This window comes from Virgibacillus sp. M23 (assembly GCF_034190895.1).
Taxonomy (GTDB): Bacteria; Bacillota; Bacilli; order Bacillales; family Amphibacillaceae; genus Virgibacillus; species Virgibacillus salarius.
In genome coordinates this window covers 91,081-112,255 of sequence record NZ_JAWDHA010000002.1, presented here as the reverse complement: position 1 = coordinate 112,255, position 21,175 = coordinate 91,081, and the positions used below count along the sequence as shown (strand labels likewise).

The 21,175-nt window shown below is 36.1% G+C and carries 21 protein-coding genes; 4 read left to right on the top strand and 17 right to left on the bottom strand.

All coding sequences use genetic code 11. The features are described 5' to 3' along the window. Positions 1–187: 187 nt before the first annotated feature. Together RVS70_RS01435 and RVS70_RS01430 are read right to left on the bottom strand one after the other, a co-directional pair. Positions 188–880 (bottom strand): response regulator, encoded by a 693-nt coding sequence (locus RVS70_RS01435; RefSeq protein ID WP_026682032.1) that lies wholly within the window; start codon positions 878–880, stop codon positions 188–190. Positions 881–1,000: 120 nt separating this feature from the next. Next, positions 1,001–2,140: a sensor histidine kinase gene (locus RVS70_RS01430; protein ID WP_026682033.1), complete on the bottom strand. Its 1,140-nt coding sequence runs from the start codon at positions 2,138–2,140 to the stop codon at positions 1,001–1,003. A 162-nt stretch (positions 2,141–2,302) separates the two neighbouring features. On the opposite strand from RVS70_RS01430, the gene RVS70_RS01425 reads away from it, so the two are divergent. Beyond that, the gene (locus tag RVS70_RS01425) at positions 2,303–2,938 is read left to right on the top strand and encodes a YigZ family protein (RefSeq protein WP_121605682.1); all 636 of its coding nucleotides are present in this window, start codon (positions 2,303–2,305) and stop codon (positions 2,936–2,938) included. Positions 2,939–3,238: 300 nt separating this feature from the next. Here RVS70_RS01425 and nagB read toward each other — a convergent pair whose 3' ends face one another. The 5 genes from nagB to RVS70_RS01400 form a co-directional block, all read right to left on the bottom strand. Further along, a complete protein-coding gene (gene nagB / locus RVS70_RS01420; RefSeq protein ID WP_121605683.1) occupies positions 3,239–3,964 on the bottom strand; it encodes a glucosamine-6-phosphate deaminase in 726 nt (241 codons plus the stop codon). Beyond that, a complete protein-coding gene (gene nagA / locus RVS70_RS01415; protein ID WP_121605684.1) occupies positions 3,951–5,144 on the bottom strand; it encodes an N-acetylglucosamine-6-phosphate deacetylase in 1,194 nt (397 codons plus the stop codon). Before nagA ends, nagB begins: the two co-directional genes overlap by 14 nt. 263 nt (positions 5,145–5,407) lie before the next feature. After that, the gene (locus tag RVS70_RS01410; protein WP_162986483.1) at positions 5,408–5,575 is read right to left on the bottom strand and encodes a hypothetical protein; all 168 of its coding nucleotides are present in this window, start codon (positions 5,573–5,575) and stop codon (positions 5,408–5,410) included. A gap of 397 nt (positions 5,576–5,972) precedes the next feature. Next, entirely contained in the window at positions 5,973–6,299 is a 327-nt protein-coding gene (locus RVS70_RS01405) for a helix-turn-helix domain-containing protein (protein WP_026682038.1), read from the bottom strand. A gap of 71 nt (positions 6,300–6,370) precedes the next feature. Further along, entirely contained in the window at positions 6,371–6,496 is a 126-nt protein-coding gene (locus RVS70_RS01400; RefSeq protein ID WP_121605940.1) for an anti-repressor SinI family protein, read from the bottom strand. A gap of 787 nt (positions 6,497–7,283) precedes the next feature. Between RVS70_RS01400 and RVS70_RS01395 the strand changes: the two genes are divergently transcribed. Next, a complete protein-coding gene (locus RVS70_RS01395) occupies positions 7,284–8,225 on the top strand; it encodes an LCP family protein (protein WP_026682039.1) in 942 nt (313 codons plus the stop codon). 110 nt (positions 8,226–8,335) lie between these two features. Beyond that, entirely contained in the window at positions 8,336–10,354 is a 2,019-nt protein-coding gene (locus RVS70_RS01390; protein WP_121605685.1) for a penicillin-binding transpeptidase domain-containing protein, read from the top strand. A 516-nt stretch (positions 10,355–10,870) separates the two neighbouring features. Here RVS70_RS01390 and RVS70_RS01385 read toward each other — a convergent pair. From RVS70_RS01385 to pxpB, 10 genes are all read right to left on the bottom strand, one after another. Further along, positions 10,871–11,320 carry an IDEAL domain-containing protein gene (locus RVS70_RS01385; protein ID WP_121605686.1) on the bottom strand — a complete coding sequence of 150 codons (450 nt, stop codon included), beginning with the start codon at positions 11,318–11,320 and terminating at the stop codon, positions 10,871–10,873. Positions 11,321–11,623: 303 nt separating this feature from the next. Then, positions 11,624–11,977: a DUF779 domain-containing protein gene (locus RVS70_RS01380; protein WP_026682041.1), complete on the bottom strand. Its 354-nt coding sequence runs from the start codon at positions 11,975–11,977 to the stop codon at positions 11,624–11,626. A gap of 36 nt (positions 11,978–12,013) precedes the next feature. Continuing rightward, entirely contained in the window at positions 12,014–13,537 is a 1,524-nt protein-coding gene (locus RVS70_RS01375) for an aldehyde dehydrogenase family protein (RefSeq protein WP_121605687.1), read from the bottom strand. Positions 13,538–13,785: 248 nt separating this feature from the next. After that, entirely contained in the window at positions 13,786–13,968 is a 183-nt protein-coding gene (locus RVS70_RS01370) for a cold-shock protein (protein WP_026682043.1), read from the bottom strand. A 245-nt stretch (positions 13,969–14,213) separates the two neighbouring features. Further along, entirely contained in the window at positions 14,214–14,957 is a 744-nt protein-coding gene (locus RVS70_RS01365) for a Cof-type HAD-IIB family hydrolase (protein WP_026679927.1), read from the bottom strand. Between the two features lie 16 nt (positions 14,958–14,973). Then, positions 14,974–16,161 (bottom strand): MFS transporter, encoded by a 1,188-nt coding sequence (locus RVS70_RS01360; RefSeq protein WP_308036035.1) that lies wholly within the window; start codon positions 16,159–16,161, stop codon positions 14,974–14,976. 83 nt (positions 16,162–16,244) lie between these two features. Next, positions 16,245–16,436 (bottom strand): hypothetical protein, encoded by a 192-nt coding sequence (locus RVS70_RS01355; protein WP_162986484.1) that lies wholly within the window; start codon positions 16,434–16,436, stop codon positions 16,245–16,247. A 241-nt stretch (positions 16,437–16,677) separates the two neighbouring features. Next, entirely contained in the window at positions 16,678–17,622 is a 945-nt protein-coding gene (locus RVS70_RS01350) for a biotin-dependent carboxyltransferase family protein (protein WP_226983543.1), read from the bottom strand. 28 nt (positions 17,623–17,650) lie between these two features. Beyond that, entirely contained in the window at positions 17,651–18,406 is a 756-nt protein-coding gene (locus RVS70_RS01345) for a LamB/YcsF family protein (RefSeq protein ID WP_026679930.1), read from the bottom strand. Next, entirely contained in the window at positions 18,406–19,134 is a 729-nt protein-coding gene (pxpB, locus tag RVS70_RS01340; RefSeq protein WP_026679931.1) for a 5-oxoprolinase subunit PxpB, read from the bottom strand. Before pxpB ends, RVS70_RS01345 begins: the two co-directional genes overlap by 1 nt. A 263-nt stretch (positions 19,135–19,397) precedes the next feature. Between pxpB and RVS70_RS01335 the strand changes: the two genes are divergently transcribed. Then, positions 19,398–21,041 carry an SLC13 family permease gene (locus RVS70_RS01335; protein ID WP_121605688.1) on the top strand — a complete coding sequence of 548 codons (1,644 nt, stop codon included), beginning with the start codon at positions 19,398–19,400 and terminating at the stop codon, positions 21,039–21,041. Positions 21,042–21,175 lie beyond the last annotated feature (134 nt).

Below are 21,175 nucleotides of genomic sequence, written 5' to 3'. Positions count from 1 at the left end.
ACTATGCTGGAAACTATCACCAAATGGATTCATATTCATAGAGCGAATGAATTATAATATACAGGACTTCGTATTAGCAAGCAAAAATATACGATAAAAAAATAACTCTGATACCTTCTTACGTAGTATCAGAGTAAACATCTATCATATATTAAAAAGGAAATGTAGCAGAACATCATGTGAATGGCTAGACTACTTCAACCCAACCTTTTCGTATCGCTGAAACAACAGCTTGTGTACGGTCATTTACATTCATTTTCTGTAAAATGTTACTAACATGGTTCTTAACCGTTTTTTCACTAATATACAGCGTTTCTGCTACTGCACGGTTGCTTTTTCCATCTGCTAACAGCTGTAATACTTGACATTCTCTTTTTGTTAATAAATGTAATGGCTTGCGATATTCAATACCATTTTCTGAAATATTAGAGGCATTTTCTTTAGCAAGTCTCCGATATTCCATAACTAAATTATGTGTAACTTTTGGATGAAGGTAGGAACCACCGTCACTAACAACCTTTATCGCATCAATTAATGCATCTGAATCCATTTCTTTTAGTAAGTATCCTTGCGCCCCTGTTTTTAAAGCATGGGTCACATAGCTTTCGTCATCATGTATCGATAGAATAATAACGTTTGTATTTGGAAAATAACGAACTAAATCAGATGTTGCCTGTACCCCATTCATATTTGGCATATTTATATCCATTAATACGACATCAGGATTATTTTCCTTAACCAGCTTAGCTGCGATTGATCCATCGTCGCCCTCTGCTACAACTTCAAAAGAAGGCTCAAAGTCTAATATTCTCTTTACTCCTTCACGAAATAGCTTATGATCATCAATTAATACAATACGTATTTTTCTTTCTGTGTTCATCGTTATGTTCCTCCTACATCTTATTCTATTCATTTACCCTAGTAGTTTACTATGATAGAACTATGTTCTCTCTTTATTTTAAGTAAGGTGAGATAAAACTCTATTTAACCTATTATACCGCTATGAGGGTACATAGGGAACCTTAATGGAGATAGTTGTACCTTTTCCTATCATGGATTTAATATCCATTTTTCCTTCTAGCATCTCTACGCGTTCACGCATTCCAATTAATCCAAACGACTTATCTCGCTTCATGGATGGGTCAAATCCCTTTCCATTATCTTTAATAATCATCGTTAAATTATTTTTTGCTATTTCAAGCTTAACCTGAATTAACGATGCTTCAGCGTGTTTTACCGCATTTTGTAGCGCTTCCTGTACGAGCCGAAAAAAAGCAATCTCATATTTCTGATTTAATCGCTTTTCTTCTCCCATAGATGTAAACTCAATTTTCAAATCGTTATAGTCAGAAATAGTAGCGACATATTTTTTTATCGTAGGTATTAGTCCTAAATCATCAAGCGCCATTGGTCTAAGGTCATATATAATTCTACGTACTTCATATAAAGAAGAGCGGATCATCTTCCTAACACTCTTAATCTCAATAAGTCCTTGATCGATATCCTGCTTACGGAAATTTCTTTCTACCAATTCAGAACGCAAGAGGATATTCGCAAGCATTTGTGCTGGGCCGTCATGTATTTCTCTAGAAATCTTTCTTCGTTCTTCTTCCTGTGCTTCAATAATTTTCAGACCAAATTCTTGTTTTTCCTTTGCTTCTTCAATCATTTCGTTCACTTGTCGAAAATCATCATGTAAATAATTTAGTACGACAGAGATTTTCCCAGCCAATCCTTCTGCTCGCTCTATCGTCTGATTTAAAGAAATCAACCTTCGCTCCAGATCGTCTCGCTTTTCACGTAAAACACTTTCTTCCTGACGCAGAACAGCTAGCTTTGTTTGCATGGCATGTGTCATTTCGTACACTTCTCGTATCTCATTTTCAGAATAACGATCAAAATATTTGCTAACTTCAGCTAACCGTTGTCGAGAAAATCGGACTTTTTGCTCGAGCTGATCCCCGTCTTCGATATGTTGCATTACCTTGACCTTTGTTTCCTTCAATTCCTTAACGAGATGTTCATGTTCATTTCTAGCTTCTTCACTAATGTTAAAAATTTCATCTTTGCTGTTCTCAACCACTTCAATCATTTCATTGATAATATAATCTAATGCTCTATCACTGATTTTCTGCGCCATCATTATCCACCAACCTATGTTATAATTATACGCACATATTAATATTTTTTATAGGGTCTTTTTGCATACTTAGTGATTATTTATTGTGAAACTTTTTTCTTATGGTATGTTAATTTTTATATCCCTTATTCTATCATGCTTGAATAGGAGGAGTGAACACAGGTGCTAGATAGTTATTTAACAGTAAAACTTGAAGGTCGAGATGAGCTAACCATCCAAAAATCTCGTTTTATCGGCTACGTTAAGCGTGTAGAGACAGAAGAAGCTGCACAGTCATTTATCCAAGAAATAAAAAAGAAGCATCATGATGCCACACACAATTGCTCAGCCTATCTAGTAGGTGAACATGATCAAATTCAAAAGGCAAACGACGATGGTGAACCAAGCGGGACTGCTGGTGTTCCAATACTAGAAGTATTAAAAAAACAACACCTAAAGGATACGGTTGTGGTTGTTACCCGTTATTTTGGTGGTATAAAATTAGGTGCTGGTGGTTTAATCCGCGCCTACGGAAGTACTACTTCACAAGCGATTAAGACTACTGGTGTAGTAAAACGTCAACGGATGCAAGGTTTTTCGGTTACGGTTGATTATACGCAATCAGGGAAGCTAGAACATGAAATTCGTCGTTCCAAATATCGATTAGAGAGGATAAACTATTCAGACAAAGTAGAGTTTGTAGTCTTCGTTGAAATTGGTCAAGAAGAGGAATTTAAAGAAACGATCGTAGATTTAACAAGTGATCAGGCTGTAATGACTCCAACGAATACGATTTATATGGAAATAGATATGAATTGATATTAAGGAAGCTGAGACAAAACACAACTTCTTTACTCAAAATACGAATAATCATGTTATCAATAGGATTATCATCGCCGCACTGTGAAACTATACGCTCTTTCCGTGGGCACGGCCTCAGCTAACCTGGTAAAGAAAAACACGTTATCAAGCGGATCTTCGGACGCGTGCTGTTCCCGCTGGAGTCTCGCCTATTTCAGGTGCTAAATTATAATTTTCATCAAAAACGAACGATAATTAATTTTAACTAATTATCGTTTGTTTTTGATTGTTTCTTCATTCTTTTGTCTCAGCCTCGTATTATAGCTTCGAGCAAGCAGCCTGATCCGCAATAATCATAACATTGCTATGGGTTTGTAAGATAGAAGCTGGAAATGCTTCTGTTACTTCTCCGTCAATCAATTGAGAAAGAGCATTCGCTTTTTTTTCACCAGAAACGAGTAATACAATCATCTTACTTTGCATAATCGTATCTATTCCCATTGTTATAGCTTGTTTTGGAACATCTTCAATTGTTGGGAAGAATCGCGCGTTTGCATTTCTGGTTGACTCATCTAATTGTACAATATGTGTACGACTACTAAATTGCGTACCCGGTTCATTAAATCCAATATGTCCATTTAGACCAAGACCTAAAATTTGAACATCAATATTACCTGCTTCCTGAATTAGTGATTCATACTGCAAAGCTTCCTGACTCAGGTCAGCAGCATCTCCACTTGGTAAGTGGGTCTGCTCTCTCGGAATACCTATATGTTTAAATAATTTCTCATTCATATAGTAATCATAACTATTCGGATCGTCCTTTTTCAGGCCAACATACTCATCCAAATTAAAGGTTTGAACGTGATCAAAAGTAACTTCCTGCTTTTGATATTTTTCTATTAAATTTTGGTATAAGCCTTCTGGAGTTGAACCTGTCGCCAAGCCTAGTACAGGCTTCTCCATATTATTTACTTTTTCTAAAATGAATGAACAAGCCCGCTTGCTCATTTCATTGTAGTCTTTTACCTTAATTAGTTCCATTTCCGTCATCTCCTTCAAAAGCAACTACACCTCGACAAATCGTGTATTTAATAGAAAGCTGGTCATCCACGATTAGGATATCTGCATCCTTACCGTCTAAGATACTACCTTTTGTCTTAAACATTCCTACCTGCTTTGCTGGATTCATCGCTGTCATTTCCACTATATTTTTAATAGAAACATCTTTCATGCTTAGCATTTGTTGTGCTCCCTCATGCATTTTCAAGATACTTCCAGCAAGTGTACCATTCTCCAACAAGGCACGGTCTTCAGAAACCTTAACAGGCTGCCCTCCAAGTTCATAATTACCTGGCGGGAGACACTTTGCTCGCATTGCGTCAGTTATGAGCAATAGCCTACTACTTCCCATATTTTGATAAATTAATTGCAGCATCTCAGGTACAACGTGTATGCCGTCTGCAATGAGCTCTGCCCGTAATTCTTCCAACTCAAAAGCAGCACCTACAACACCAATGTCACGATGGTGGATACCGGACATTGCATTACATAAATGTGTCAGTTGTCTTACACCGTATGCTGCCGCTTGCTTAATTCCAGCATAATCTGTATCTGTATGCCCAGCTGAGACATTAATTCCAGCTTTCGTTAGTCTTTTTATAAAGCTTCCATTTTGATCATGCTCAGGTGCCATTGTAATGGTTTTAATCTTATTTCCAGAAAGCTTTTGCCATTTATTGAATAGTTTCTCATCTGGCTTAACAATATATTCAAGCGGCTGTGCTCCGGCTTTTCCCTTTTCAATAAATGGTCCTTCCAAATGAACACCGATAATGTCTGACTGACCGGGTTTATTTTTATAGGATGCCACATTCATAAGTGCCTGCTCAATTTGTTCTGGAGATTGTGTGATCGTGGTCGCTAAGAAGCTGGTGGTTCCCTCTTTTGGAAGAGTTGAAGCCATTGTATCTAAGGCTTCTTCTGTAGCGTCCATAACATCTGCACCTGCAGCCCCATGTATATGCCCATCAATAAACCCAGGTATTATATTTAAACCTTCCCCATTAATTACTTGTACCTCTTTTGGTAATTGTTTTGGTTCCTGTTTAGAATAAATTCCTGCTATTTTCCCATGTGAAAGTAGCAGACCACCATTTTCAATGACTTCCTGCTCAGCATATATTGTAGCATTCTTAATATAAATAGGATTGTCTTGATCCATTTCGCATTCATCCTTTCTCCGTTCACTATGGTTGCGCAGTATTTCTATTTTATATAAGTAAAAACTGATAGTATCAATTATCGAATATGTTATCTTAAAAACTCAAATTTCATCATACCATACTTTGGTAGGATTTTGCTGAAGATAAGGTAATCTTTCACATAAAACACAAAAAAGCAGAACCATTTCTTATATGTTGAAATAGCCCCACTTTCTGCTTTATGAGAAATATACGCAATATTTGTTAATTGTTACTATGTTGATTACTCTGCAAAAGACTGTGATTTTCCACCAGCTGCACTAGGCATACTGCTATTTCCCAACTCATTTACTAGCGCTCTTACCATCTCTTCGGATGATTTTATCTTATGATCTTCTGTTTCCTTTATAACTTTTTTTAGCAAGTTCTTGTATTTCTCTTGCTCACCCATTTTGTTCCCGCCCTTATTTTTTTACATAAATTGCTAGATACATAGAACTATAACATAAAATAAAACGAGGATTTGTCGAACAATGTCGTTTCTTTAAAGAAAATAGCGTCATTACTACAGCATTCGCTTTCATTCATTATTTTCTGACCATTAAATGTCGGTTGATTCCGTCAAGTTGATAAATGTTTCTACACTACCCTCTTCATTATATGCAGAACTTCGGAAAAATGGAAATAATAAAGGTAAAGCAATTATAATCTGTCTCCAACCGTTCATGTTATTTGATTGAGATGTATTCACCCTAATCTATAGATTTAGCTTTAAAAACATCATAGAAATACAGAATTTAAATTTCACTTCGATTCCCAAAATAAAAACCGCTAGCTTAAGCTCACGGTTAACGTCTATTACTTCTCCATTTATTGAATTCTAGATACTCTTTAAATTGTTCTTTCGTAACACCTGATTCCATAGCTTCTTGTACGATTTTTAGCCATTCTTCATCCAATTCTTCAGGTTCATTCTTTTTTTCATCTCGAATCAATTCATTGACTGAAACTCCTAATACCTTGCTAATCTTTTCGATAAACTGGATCGATGGATTAATCTGTATATTACGTTCAATCGAACTTAAATAAGATTTAGCAACACCGGCTTTTTCAGCTAATTCTGAGATAGACATTTTCTTATCAGTACGTAAACTCTTAATTTTTTCACCGATCAAGTTCTCACCTTCTTTCAATGGGAATTATACCATAAGTAAGGTGAGTTATTCTATTTATAGTTTGCTGTAATTCATACTTTATTTTTATTCTCTGATTGATGTAAAAAATCACGAATTTCTTCTAAGGGTATGCCTAATGTTTTTGCCTGTCTGATTAAATCAACCCATTCTGAATCCAATGAAATTTGCTTAATCATCAACTTATTCAACCCCCATTAATTTCCAAAGCAGCTAAGTCATTGCAACAATGCTTATCGTTTAATTCGCGACTTTGCTCCTGTGAATTTATACGTGGTTTTCTATGTAGTATAAATTTATCTCTGTATGACTATCATACTATAAATTCACACTTATTTCCGTAGCTTGTTTTGTCATATTACAACTAGTTTTGTAAAAGCGAGTATATTAATTTTGGACTACTATGTCGATAGATTATTTTTTAACCCACCTGGGATTAATGACACCCTCCTCTTAAGGATATGAGCAAAGACGGCAAAAGCATTAAAGTTATTGCATAGCAACGTAATGAAGAAGTATGATTTTGTGACGATGATATATCTAATTACAACTTTACCTGAAGAACATCGTCTGTATTTTATAACGAACGACATAATTAGTATAAAACAATTAAAAAATGTTTTAAACTGCTAAATATAGTAATTTATTAAATTTATTTTAATTTTACTTTTATTTTATTATTATTTCTACGTATTACTTAATTTAACTAAATATTTGTTCATTATAAAGAACAGCTTCGTACGATATATTATTCCAATTTATAAATGAATAAAATAGCTACTCTGCCGTTTATACCTTGATCAAATCAGCTATCTCTATGAATATGCGCCTTAATTTTGATATAATGACGGATAGATTACATAAGAACATAGACGAAATTCACTATTTTCGTTATAATTTACTAATGAATTGTTATTATTTTCAAACTTTGCTGTATCAAACAATTAGTATTGAGGAGAATTTAAAGTGAACTCACGTGTGGAAAAAAAGAAACATAAAAAACGAAAGTGGTTGTTCTGGGTAGGAGGGATTATCCTCGCACTGATCCTGGTAGTCGGTGTCTTCTCTATCTATGTTTGGAATAAACTAGGAGATACAGTGGAAACTATGCATAATCCACTAAATCGAGATAATGACCCAGATCGCAAAAAGGAATTAGAGTCTATCTTCAAAGATACAAAATCAGTGAATATTTTATTACTTGGAGTAGACGAACGAGATGGTGATAAAGGACGCTCGGATACAATGATCTTATTATCATTAAATCCGAAAACCAATTCCATGAAAATGCTAAGTATTCCTAGGGATACGTATGTGACAATACCTGGTAAAGGAAAAGATAAAATAAACCATGCCTATGCATTTGGTGATGTTGAGCTATCTGTTCAAACAGTAGAAGAAAACTTTGACCTCCCAGTCCACTATTATGCAAGAGTGAATATGGAAGGTTTTGAACAGGGTGTCGATGCAATAGGTGGTGTTACCATTACAAACGATACAGCATTTTCCCAAGGCGGAATACAATTTCCAGCAGGCGAGATTCAATTAAATGGTAAAGAAGCTTTATCTTATATCCGAATGCGAAAAAATGACCCAAGAGGAGATCTAGGTAGAAATGAACGACAACGAGCAGTTATTATGGCTGCTATAAATAAGGGAGCAAGTTTTTCAAGTATTACTAAAGTCGGCGAAATCCTTAACATACTTGGAGACAACGTAAAAACAAACCTGAATATGGATGCAATGCAAACACTATTCTCTGATTATCGCGGCACGAGAAAAAATATTTCTTCAATGGAGATTAGCGGAAACGGCCAACGTATTAATAACACGTGGTACTATGTTGTTCCAGACTCCGAATTCAATCGAATTACAACAGAAATTAAAGCACATATGAACGAAAAGTAGATGAAGTTGGAAACTTCTATACCTAACGAAACGTAACAACATGGGTGGTTAAATCATCCATGTTGCTTCTCGTTCATAAGATAGAGTAGATAATAATTAGGGGGGAAATGATGAGAAAAGCAATAGTTATCGCTTTTGTTACGCTTATTGCACTGCTTACAGCATGTTCAGCGGACAAAGCTACACCAAATGATCGTTTTAATTCATACGTAGAAAAATGGAATAAACAAGAATTTGCAGATATGTATAAGATGTTAAGCTCCGATACTACTGATACATATCCAACAGATCAATTTGTTGATCGCTATAAAAAGATTTATGAGGACTTAAATGTCTCAAAATTGCAGGTGGAATTTGATAAGTTAGATAAAGATTCACTTGAGAAAGCAATGGATCAAGGAAAAGCAACCATTCCCTTTAACGTAAGCATGGAAACGATTGCTGGTCCGGTTTCTTTTGACTATAAAGCAGAACTTGTGCAACAGGGTGAAGATAAAGAAGAAAACTGGTATATTTCATGGGATCCTGGTTTTATTTTTCCTGAAATAAAGGATGGCGGAGAAATTAGTATTACATCTACAGCACCAGTCCGCGGGGAAATTCGTGATCGAAACGACATGCCATTAGCTATGAACGACACCATATATACTATTGGGATTGTCCCAGAAAAACTAGGAGCATCAGCAGAACAAAACAAGAAAAAAATTGCAAATTTACTAGGTGTCTCCGTCGAATCAATAAACGAATCTCTCAACGCAAGTTGGGTGGAGCCAAACTTATTTGTTCCAATAGCCAAAATTGCAAAAACAGATCAAGAACTTTGGAATAAATTAGTAGCAATTGATGGTATTACAAGACAAGAATCTACTGGCCGTGTGTATCCTGGAGGTGAAGCAACTGGCTCTTTAGTTGGGTATATTGGACAAATTACAGCAGAAGAACTGAAAGAAAAAGATCCTGGTACGTACGATGCTAATTCTGTAATAGGCAAACGCGGACTTGAAGAGTTATATGAAAAACAGTTAAGAGGGGAAAAAGGAATAAAAATTATAGTTACAAACGACAATGAAGAAGAAAAAGTACTTGCAGAAACAGCTGTAAAGAATGGAGAAAATATAAAACTGACCATCGATATTAATATTCAAGAAAAAGTATATGAATCCTTTAATGGAGATATGGGAACTGCAGCAATCATACATCCGAAAACAGGTGAAACGCTTGGATTAATTAGTAGCCCTTCTTTTGATCCAAACGAAATTCTTTACGGAACAGAACCTAATCTCTGGGAGAAACTTGAAAATGACGAAAGAAATCCACTATTAAATCGTTTCTATTCAACATTCGCTCCTGGTTCGGTTTTAAAACCGATAACAGCAGCAATTGGCTTAAAGAATGGCTCAATCGATCCAGATGAAGGTTTAGAAATCAAAGGAAAAACTTGGGGTAATGGTGAAGGATGGGGTGATTATAAAGTTACAAGAGCGTCCACATCAAACGGTCCAGTTGATTTACACGATGCGTTAGTTAGGTCGGATAATATCTATTTTGCGATGCAAGCTGTTGAAATGGGAGCCAAAGCCTATGAAAAAGGGCTAAAATCATTTGGATTTGGAGAAGAACTGCCGTACGAATACCCTATTACTCCATCGTCTATTTCATCTTCCGGTAAACTAGATGATGAAGTTCTATTGGCAAATTCCAGTTATGGGCAAGGTGAGTTAGAAATGAGTTCAATTCACTTAGCAGCAGCATATACTGTGTTTTTAAACGAAGGGAATATGATAAAGCCTACACTTTTAACTAGTGAAGATACATCACAATATTGGAAAGAAGATTTACTATCACCGGAACAAGTCAATCGTATTAAAAATGACTTGCGAGATGTAGTTCAAAATGGAACAGCAAAGAAATACGGAAAAAATAGCGCAATCCCTATTTCTGGAAAAACAGGAACAGCAGAGTTAAAGCTAACTAGTGAAGGTTCAGGTGAGGAAAATGGTTGGTTTGTTGGTTACCCCACCGAATCTGAGGATATACTCATTGCTATGATGATTGAAGAGACAAAGGAACGAGGCGGAAGTGGTTACACTACTAAAAAAGTAGTGGACCTCTTAAATAAAATGAAATAAAGGTTTTGTTTCCCTACTGATTGTTCGTACCACAAGGGTATGACCTAAATGCCTTTGAATCAATCGACATTTACTGGCAGTCGATCCCCCACTAATCCATATTGGTTTCTCTTTTTTGCTTGAAGTGAGGGATTACTGCCAGTTATATATGGGATAAAAGTGAAAGAGATTGGACAGAAAATATTTAGCAGAATCATACTGTTATTCTTTCATTGTACTAATAAATATGGGAGGTACTTTCCGGAGAAATTGCCACAGTTAACGCTGATTAAGTGAACTTCGTCTTTGCCCTTTAATCTTCGGACTAATGCCATATCTGTATGTGTCCTCCATACTTCCGCTGCTATGATTACCTTACCATTATATCTATTTCTTTCTGTAGAAATAAGCACCACTTCCAAACATGGAGCAAAAAACCCCAAACACTATCCGGATATAGCTATGTATACGGACAATAGTTCGATACTTCTTTATATTAAACGCTTATGTCTCCCCCTATTCTTTTATTACTTCATACTATAAAAGCCTTAGCAGTTCCCTAAAAGCTTTTTCATCTCTATGATCAAGCGCCTGGTCTATTAATCGTTTAATATTTAGCTGTTCTAGCTCATCTATGACAAGATCAATTGAATAGTTAGATTGCTTGTGCCTGGTTAATGTCTGATTTCGTGGTGGTTCTGTAGATCGTAAAACAGCATTAACTTTCTCTCTAAACCTTGGCAACTTCAGCAGATCTTCCATCTTTATGTAGATAACACTTGAGTTATGTTGAAAGGCAAATAGCATTCTCCTATTTTCAACTTGAAACGTACTTCGGTTAATTTTTATTTCCTTTTCTGCTATCGGAATAAATTGATATGGAGCACCTTGAATCGAAATTATGAACCTTGCATTACGTAAATTCACTAGAATATACTTCATACAAATTTTAATACTAGTGGGCCTAAAGTTCTTAACATGTACCATTCCAATGCCTCCTTATTGAATCCGATTACCTACGTTCTTATAAAAGAACATCACAATAAGTATAATCGAGAATACAAGGAAATTAAACCGGTAAATGTACGATTCATCAACTTTATTAAGAACATTTTCTTGATTATTCATTATTTTTCTAAGTATTCCTTAAAATCGCAACTTTATGACTATTAAATAATTAATACTAGTATTTTATTCTCAACAAATTATCCTCCCAATTCTATTTCCTTTGTTTTAATTAACATAAAAGAATGGTTACGTACCAAAATCACTGTACGTAACCATTCTTACTTAACTTAATTCTGTTCTCTCTTCCTCAGAGAATACTCTGGACCGTGTCAAAAAACGTTTTCCTTCAGGTCCCTCCAGCGAAAACATTCCTCCTCTACCGTCAACAGCATCAATAATAAGTTGTGTATGTTTCCAATATTCATATTGATCTTTGGAGATATAAAATGGAGCTGCTCCTATATATCCAAGCAATATATCTGCTTCCCCTATTCGAAACTCATCCTTAGGATAGCACATTGGAGAGCTCCCATCACAGCATCCACCAGATTGGTGAAACATTAAATCCCCATGAATATCATGTAATTTTGTAATTAATTCAAGGGCATCTTCCGTTGCTATAACGCGTTCTACCACTTCATCACCCCATTATTTATCAACGTGCATTATCCATTAGAATAATCCAGCAGCTCCTTCACTATAGCTGACTAGCAAATTTTTTGTCTGCTGGTAATGATCAAGCATCATTAAATGATTCTCTCTACCAATTCCAGACTTTTTATACCCACCAAATGCGGCATGAGCCGGATACTGATGATAACAATTCGTCCAAACTCTACCAGCTTCAATTCCACGCCCAAAGCGATATGCAGTGTTTATATTACGTGTCCATATACCCGCACCCAAGCCGTATAGTGTATCATTTGCTATAGACATTGCTTCTGCTTTGTCTTTGAACGTAGTGACTGATAATACTGGTCCGAATATTTCTTCTTGGAAAACACGCATATTATTTTGCCCTTTAAAGATAGTAGGTTCTACATAATAGCCGTTTTTTAATTCTTCATTTTCTAATTTATTTAGATTTCCACCAATTAATACTTCAGCACCTTCTTGCTTACCAATATCTAAATAGGATTGGATTTTTTCCAACTGTTCTTGAGAAGCCTGTGCCCCCATCATCGTCTCTGTATCCAATGGATGACCAATCTTTATTTGTTTCACTCGATGAATTGCACGCTCAATAAATCTTTCGTATATTGCTTCATGTACTAGCGCTCTGGAAGGACATGTACAGACTTCCCCTTGGTTAAGGGCAAACATAACAAACCCCTCGATCGCTTTATCTAAAAATCCATCATCTGCATCCATCACATCTTCAAAGAAAATGTTCGGAGACTTACCTCCAAGTTCTAATGTTACTGGAATAATATTTTCCGAGGCATATTGCATAATTAGCCTTCCCGTCGTCGTTTCTCCAGTAAATGCTATTTTAGCAATTCTACTATTCGATGCTAAAGGTTTGCCTGCCTCTACTCCAAAACCATTTACTACATTAACTACTCCTGGCGGAAGTAAATCTTTTACTAACTCTAACCAAACATGTATAGAAGCTGGTGTTTGTTCAGCAGGTTTAATAACCACGCAATTTCCTGCCGCCAAAGCCGGGGCTAACTTCCATGTAGCCATTAATAAAGGAAAATTCCAAGGAATAATTTGCCCAACAACACCTAGAGGTTCATGAAAATGATAAGCAATTGTATCATGATCAATTTGGCTAACGCCGCCCTCTTGTCCTCTAATTACACCAGCAAAGTATCGAAAATGATCAATGGCTAGCGGTATATCAGCTGCTAATGCCTCTCTAACCGCCTTCCCATTATCCCAGGTTTCCGCAACTGCTAGCATTTCTAAGTTTTCTTCCATTCGATCAGCAATCCTATTTAATAGTAACGCACGCTCTGCTACAGAAGTTTTCCCCCAGGTGTCCTTCGCATTATGAGCTGCATCAAGAGCCGATTCTACATCTTCCTTTGTAGATCTAGCAACCTCACAGAATACTTCACCTGTGACTGGACTTACATTTTCAAAATACTTCCCTTTTACAGGTGAACGATATTCCCCACCTATAAAATTATCGTACTTACTCTGAAAGTTGACCAAAGCACCAGCTGAATTAGGGTTTGCATATCTCATATTATTCCTCCTTTATAGAAAACGCTTACAATTTATGTAGATCTAAGTTGTACTTATATAAAAAGTATAACAATTAATTCTAAATTATACCAATAATTGAATAACTATTTAATAAGAACAACAGCGCAAGCGGCAGATTTATCCACATGGGCTAATTTTATAATTTCCTAAACTAAGAAAAAAGCCTTGATTAATCAATAATCAAGGCTTAATACCGAACTCATATATCCGGAGATACTAAAGCATGCTTATTTTACTTCAGGAAGAATTCTTATTTCCTGCTTCATGGATGACTGACATAACGGACATTTCGGTTCATCCTCAAAGCTGTATGATTCCCTCATCCACCCCTGGCAATCATCGCTTATGCATGACCAGACATTTGTCTCCACTTCTTGAACCGGTTCTTTCGGTCCTCGTGAGAATGACATGAAAGCATCTCCTTTCTTGTAACACTTCTATTATACGCTTTTCTAACAAATAAAGAAAGACCCCTGACTGTCTATGAGGCTTGGACTATACCTTAACAGCTATAACCCGATTCATTTGCTCTATACTATATTCTATGTTAGATGTTGGAAAGTTATTCATAATTATCCAACATCGCTAGAACCACGGTTTTTTTAATACGACGTAAAAGAATAACGATCCAAAATATGGATCGTTATTCTACTTTTTATAGCACAAAGCGATGAATTGCTTTTGCTACACCATCATTATTATTCGTATCCGTTACATAATTAGCTGCTTGCTTTATTGCATCCTGTGCATTCCCCATAGCAACACCGATGCCAGCTTCCTGGATCATTTTCATGTCATTTAAGCTATCTCCTACAGCCATAATTTCTTTCATTGAGATACCAATTTTTTCACAAACTGTTTCCAATGCACTAGCCTTACTAACACCTTTTGGATTAACCTCCATATTAGTCGGTAATGAATTCGTCAATTCCAACCCTTCTATGTAAGATAGCTGCTTCATCATTTCACTAAGCCTTGACTCATTATAAGATTCACATCCGAATTTCAACCATTTATGATCATAAAAGTTATCTGGTGCTGAATCACGATAAACTCCTTCTGTGGAAATCATCCATATCGATAAACCAATTTCTTTTGCTAAAGTATACATTTTTTCTATTTTCTCCGGTTTCAGTAGATGCTGTTCTACTAATTCCTTATTAACTGTCCATATTTCTCCACCATTTGCTGTAACTAAATAAGAAGTTAACTTTAGCGATTCTGCGTATGGATGACAGGATTGCAGCCAGCGTCCTGTACTTAACACCACATGCACATCTTTCGCTAAGGCTTCAGCAATTGCTTCACGAGTTGCTTCTGACACCTCATGCTCACTATTTAAAAGTGTCCCATCCATATCCAATGCAATTAATTTAATTTCTGTTTTTATTTCTGACATGTAGCATCCTCCATTATTAACTTTGTCTTTTCATACGGATATTTCGATCATACACAAAAGTTGTCATATAAGGAATTAAAAGCAAGAACAACAATACAAAAAATAAGATCTCGATATTAAATATGTCTACAACGAAACCGCCGAACACAGGCCCAACCATCCTACCCGTAGCTCCTATACTATTAACGATTCCTTGGTAGAAACCAGTCCTTCCTTTGGGAGCTAATTCATTAGCTAATGATGGTATAGCTGGCCAAACAAGCATTTCTCCAATAGTTAATATAATCATTGCCAAAGCAAACATACTAAAGGTATCTGAAACCATTGCGATGATAAATGAAATTAGTAAGATGGTGTTTCCTATATAAATATGCATTTTCTCCGATGTTACTTTGCTTGTAATCCATTTTAACAGAGGTTGACCAAGAACGATAAGAAATCCATTTATAGCCCATAAAGAACTATAAAGTTCTAACGGAATATCAAGGTCCTGGGTATAGGAAGCAATCGTCGATTGCCATTGACTATAAGCAATCCACGTAATTAAAAAACCACTACATAAAATAAATAGCGCAATAAATGCTGCTTTATTCTTAATCTTACCTCGCTGTTCAATAATTGTTGTATGCATCTGTCTATCTCTTTCTTTATCCATATGCTTAAACGTTAGCAGGACAATAAGGAAAAAACTGATAAAGAGAAAGGCATTAGCAAAAAATATATAGTTGAAAGAAATACTTGCAACATATCCACCAATTGTTGCTCCCAATGCCACCCCTAAATTTTGTGCTACATAAATTGCGTTAAACGCACGTCTCCCTCCTTCTTGCCAAAGTGATCCAGCCATTGCAAACATAACTGGCCATGTAATACCTGTTCCAAAACCAATCATGATGAGAAAAATAGAGTAAAATAAAATATTGTGATGTAAGAAGGTCATAGCGATTGAGGCAGCCACTGCTAGACCAGTACCGTATAGAATTGTCTTGTAGGCACTAAATTTATCAAACAAAGCTCCACCAATTAGATTACCCGCGATGGATGCTCCTTGGTTAAACATTAAAATAAACCCTGCAAAAGCAAGACTTTTACCGAGCTCATTATGCATATATATTGTATTCAACGGCCATAAGAATGAGGCTCCCGTTACATTAACTGTTGTCGCTATCACCAATAGCCATATTTGCTTTGGCATATGCATCATCTCACTGTCTCTTGTATTATCTAAGCTATTTTAATACATTTCGAGAGACGAAGCAATTAACATTTTAAAAATTATTGTAAAGTTTATTTTAATCGCCTCATTCGTACAACAGACAACAACATTGTAATTAGAAAAACTCCAATAATTACAGAAGTAAACCTACTACCTATGTCATTTTGGTTTATCGCAGATATCCTATAATAATCGTTAGTACCAATATGGTTACCACCAATTCCAAATGTAAGTTCCTCATGACTAGCTGGGCCTCGCGGCATGGTCTATACACATTATACAGCCTTATTATATATTCAGTTACCAGAAACTATTCCGATGCATAACTGGCAGTATTACCCCTACTTCAAGCAATAAAGTGAAATCACTATTGGTAAGTGGGAGATAAACAAAACTTTCACTGATTGAAGTTTTACTTTATTATTCTATTATAGCGTTTAACGTATTCACACTCGTTATTAGAATTTCTATTCTATTAACTTTTTACAACGCCAGTAAGTTTCATTACATAAATTGACGAAAGGTTTGCAATTGATATAACTCTCTTTCTTTTCTTTTGATTCGCTTTTGTGCTTCTTCAACAGAAACCGGATAAAAACCTATTTTCCCCTTGGGAACAAGCTGGGCGATCTTAGGAATATCATTACTGATTACCGTTCCAATACGTGGATATCCACCTGTTGTTTGCCTATCTGCCATTAGAATAATTGGCTGACCATTCGGAGGAACCTGTATACCACCAAATGGAACAGCATCTGTCCAACTATTTACCTCTTTACTTGTAGGAATCATTTGCGAATGTAAACGATAGCCCATTCGATTTGAATTTGGTTCTACGATATGTAATTGTTTAAAAAATATCGCTCTTGATTCCTCAGTAAAATGATTCATATGTGGTCCTTCAATAACTGCAACACTAACCACACTAGAGTATGTTGGTATTAGTGAATTTGCCAATTTAATTTTCCGTTTCACATATAAGGGAATTCCTTTGATTACGCTCATATGCTCTAATGTTTGTCCAAAGCCGTTTTGTACATCAACCGACTTACTACCAAAATAGGATGGACAATCGAATTCACCAGCCATAGCAATATAAGCGCGAACACCGTTCCTAGATGCTCCAAATGACAGAATATCTCCTTTATGCATAGGAACAGCACAATACAGAGGTGCTTCTTCACCGTTAATTTTTGCTTGTAAATCTGCACCTGTTATAGCAATGGTTAATTCTGTACAGGCTTCCAATGTTGGACCTATTAAAGTCACTTCTAAGCAAGCTTTATTCCTTAAATTTCCGACAAGAATATTGGCTAATTGACAGGCGTATTGATCCATTGCTCCAGATACAGGAACACCGAATTGCTGATATCCAATTCTTCCTAGATCCTGAAAAGATGTAAAAATGCCAGGCTTATGCACCTTAAATACTATTTCACTACAAATCAACAGAAACACTCCCAAAATATTCTTTTCGTCATAAATGTGCTATGGATACCCCAATATTCTTCAACATCTGATGAAGAGCTTTAGCAAAAGTGAGGGCATAGCTCCCGTCACCATGGATACAAACAGTATCTGCATCAATCTTAATTAAAGATCCATCTGTTGCCTCTACGTTATTCTCTAAAACTATTCTCTTAACCTGCTGAATGGCCTCATCCACATTCTCAATAATCGCATTAGTTTCTGTTCTAGGTGTTAAGCTTCCATCTGATTGGTATGTTCGATCAGCAAACACTTCAGACGCAACCCTTAACCCAACCTCTTTTCCCGCTTTAATTAGTTCACTATTTGCCAAACCAATAAGCACAAGGTTTGGGTCAAACTGATACACAGCTTGTGCTATTGTAGAAGCAATTAATCTGTCACGTGCTGCCAAGTTATATAATGCACCATGCGGTTTTACATGGTTTAGCTTCACTTCATGAATCTTGCAAAATGCGCTAAGGCTACCAAGTTGATAGATAACTATCTGATAAATCTCCTTGCTGGAAAATTCCATCATTCGACGTCCAAACCCAGCAAGATCTGGAAAACCAGGGTGTGCCCCAATAGCAATATCAAATTGTTTAGCTAATCTAACCGTTTTATTCATGACAAATGGATCACCTGCATGCATTCCACAAGCTATATTTGCTGAACTAATAAATGTTATTATTTCCTTATCAACACCAACTGTATATGCTCCAAAGCTTTCACCCATATCACAATTTACATCAATAGTGAGCATTATCTACGTACCTCCTTACTGAAAACCTCATAGCTACCTTGCTTCATCTTCTCCACAATGTCATCATATTCTTGATGCGATATAGAAAAAAATTTAATTCTATCTCCTGCCTCAAATAGAAAAGCATTTTGTTGGAAATCAGGATGAAACAGCTTAACCGGTGTTTTCCCTATAATGTTCCATCCCCCAGGGGACTGCACCGGATAAATCCCTGTTTGTCTTGATGCAATACCAACAGATCCAGCCTCAACATATGGTCTTGGTATATCCAATCGTGGCGTGACAAGTTGATCATGTAAACCACCTAAATAAGGAAATCCTGGTAAGAACCCAAGCATATAAATTAAATATTCAGGTTGTTGGTGATAGAACTTTACTTTTTCTATAGATAGGTGATTAAAATTAGCGACTCTTTGCAAATCCGGACCATATTTGTCTCCATATACAACAGGCACATGAAATATACGAACTGTTACATCATCATGTTCGATCGGCTCATTAATCAACTGGTTTACTTTTTGCTTTAATCGTTGAAATGAAATACATATGGGCTGATAATAAATTGTAATTGAATTATAAGCAGGAACCCATTCCACTACCCCTAATATAGAGGCAACTGATAGCTTCTTACATATAGATCGAATAGTTTTATTCATTCGCTCTGAAACCTCTCCACCTAGTAATAACTTTAAAGCGTTATCACCAACTGCCTTGAAACTATATTCCATTAACCATTCCTCCGAAAATTCAGTTATTTAAATGATAGCATATTTTAAAGTGGTTCATTACCTTGGTTTTTAATGAAAGCGTAATCATTATTACTTGAATCCAATTAATTCCATCCATATAATAAGAATATCAAGCTTCCATTTATCTGTTAATATATATAATCTAATTCTATCTCTTAGTGAATTATGTCCCTTACCAACAACCTAAAACGAGAAATCTAATACTCTGTTTTACTAGCAATTATATATAAGGAGGTTATTAAATGATTTCAACTACATGGGACTGGATGTGGAAAAAACATGATGAATTAAAGGAAGCCTTCTTTCTCTTTGTAAAGCCTCACCCATCTAAGTTAACTAGCGAAAAGACAACTAATTCAACTGATTATTCTAGTAGTAATAATAATGGGAAACATCGATACAATAGACCAGCACAAAAAGCTGGTTTAATACTTGGCCCTTTATTATTTATAGTAATGTTGCTATTTTTTTCTCCTAAAGGATTGGCTTGGGAAGGAATAGCAATACTTGCAAGTACCGTTTGGATTGCTGTCTGGTGGATGACAGAGGCAATACCTATCCCTGTAACGTCACTACTCCCAATTATACTATTCCCGATGACAGGCGGGTTAGATATCGGGACTACTACATCTTCATATGGCAGCGATACTATTTTTCTATTTATGGGAGGTTTTATGATAGCATTGGCTATGGAAAAATGGAATCTGCATAGACGAATTGCATTAACAATCATTTCCTTGATTGGTACGAATACAAACCGAATCGTATTAGGGTTTATGGTATCCACCGGATTCCTCTCTATGTGGATATCTAATACTGCTACAGCAATGATGATGGTTCCAATTGGATTGGCTATTATCTATCAAGTGTCAGATGCTTTAAAAGAAGATCCGTCTATCGATACATCAAAAGACAATTTTGCATTTGGAAAAGCATTGATGCTTAGCATCGCTTATTCTGCCTCCATTGGCGGGGTTGCAACGTTAATTGGTACGCCACCGAATGCTGCACTTGCAGGAGTTATTAATGAGATGTATGACATTCAACTATCCTTTTCTACTTGGATGCTATTTGGTGTTCCAATCGCTTGGGGATTTATCTTTATCATTTGGTTTTATCTAGTCAGAATTGCATTTCCACTTAAGCTGAAGGAACTTCCAGGAGGTAAATCTGTTATTACAAAAGAAAAGCAAAAGCTTGGAAACGCCTCATCAGAAGAAAAAGCTGTATTTACTATATTTGTTCTTACTGCCCTTGCGTGGATCACACGTAGCTTTGTGTTAGCAGAATTAAACCAAAATATAAATGATGCCATTATTGCAGTGGCTGCAGCAATCATTCTATTCATCATTCCTTCTAAAAATAAACAAGGTGATTTCTTATTGGATTGGAATACAGCTGTCAAATTACCTTGGGGAATTTTGCTATTGTTTGGAGGAGGCTTGGCTATTGCAGCAGGCTTTACACAATCAGGGCTTACGGAATGGATTGGTACACAGTTAATCACATTACAAGGAATTCATATTTTTATTGTCCTACTTGTTATTACTGCATTAGTCATTTTTTTAACAGAAATCACTTCGAATACAGCAACTGCCAATATGATGTATCCAATTATGGCTGCACTTGCAATTGCACTTGGCGTCCATCCTTATGTTGTCATGATCGCTGCAGGAGTAGCGTCATCTTGTGCCTTTATGCTTCCTGTTGCAACACCACCTAATGCTGTTGTATTTGGAGCAGGCTATTTACGTATTCCAGATATGGCCAAAGCAGGAATCGTATTAAACCTTATTGGTATCGTTCTAGTTACAATAAGTGTTTACTTTTTACTCCCTTTAGTTTGGGGAATTCATCTTACCGAACTACCAGATTTCATGAAATAAAATGAAACTTCAATCCGTGGAAGTTTTGTTATCACCCACGGATTGTTAGTACCACAAGGATATGACCTAAAGGCCTTGGAAGCAATCGGACATTACTAGCAGTCGATCCCTCGCTTATCGCTATGGCCTAAGAT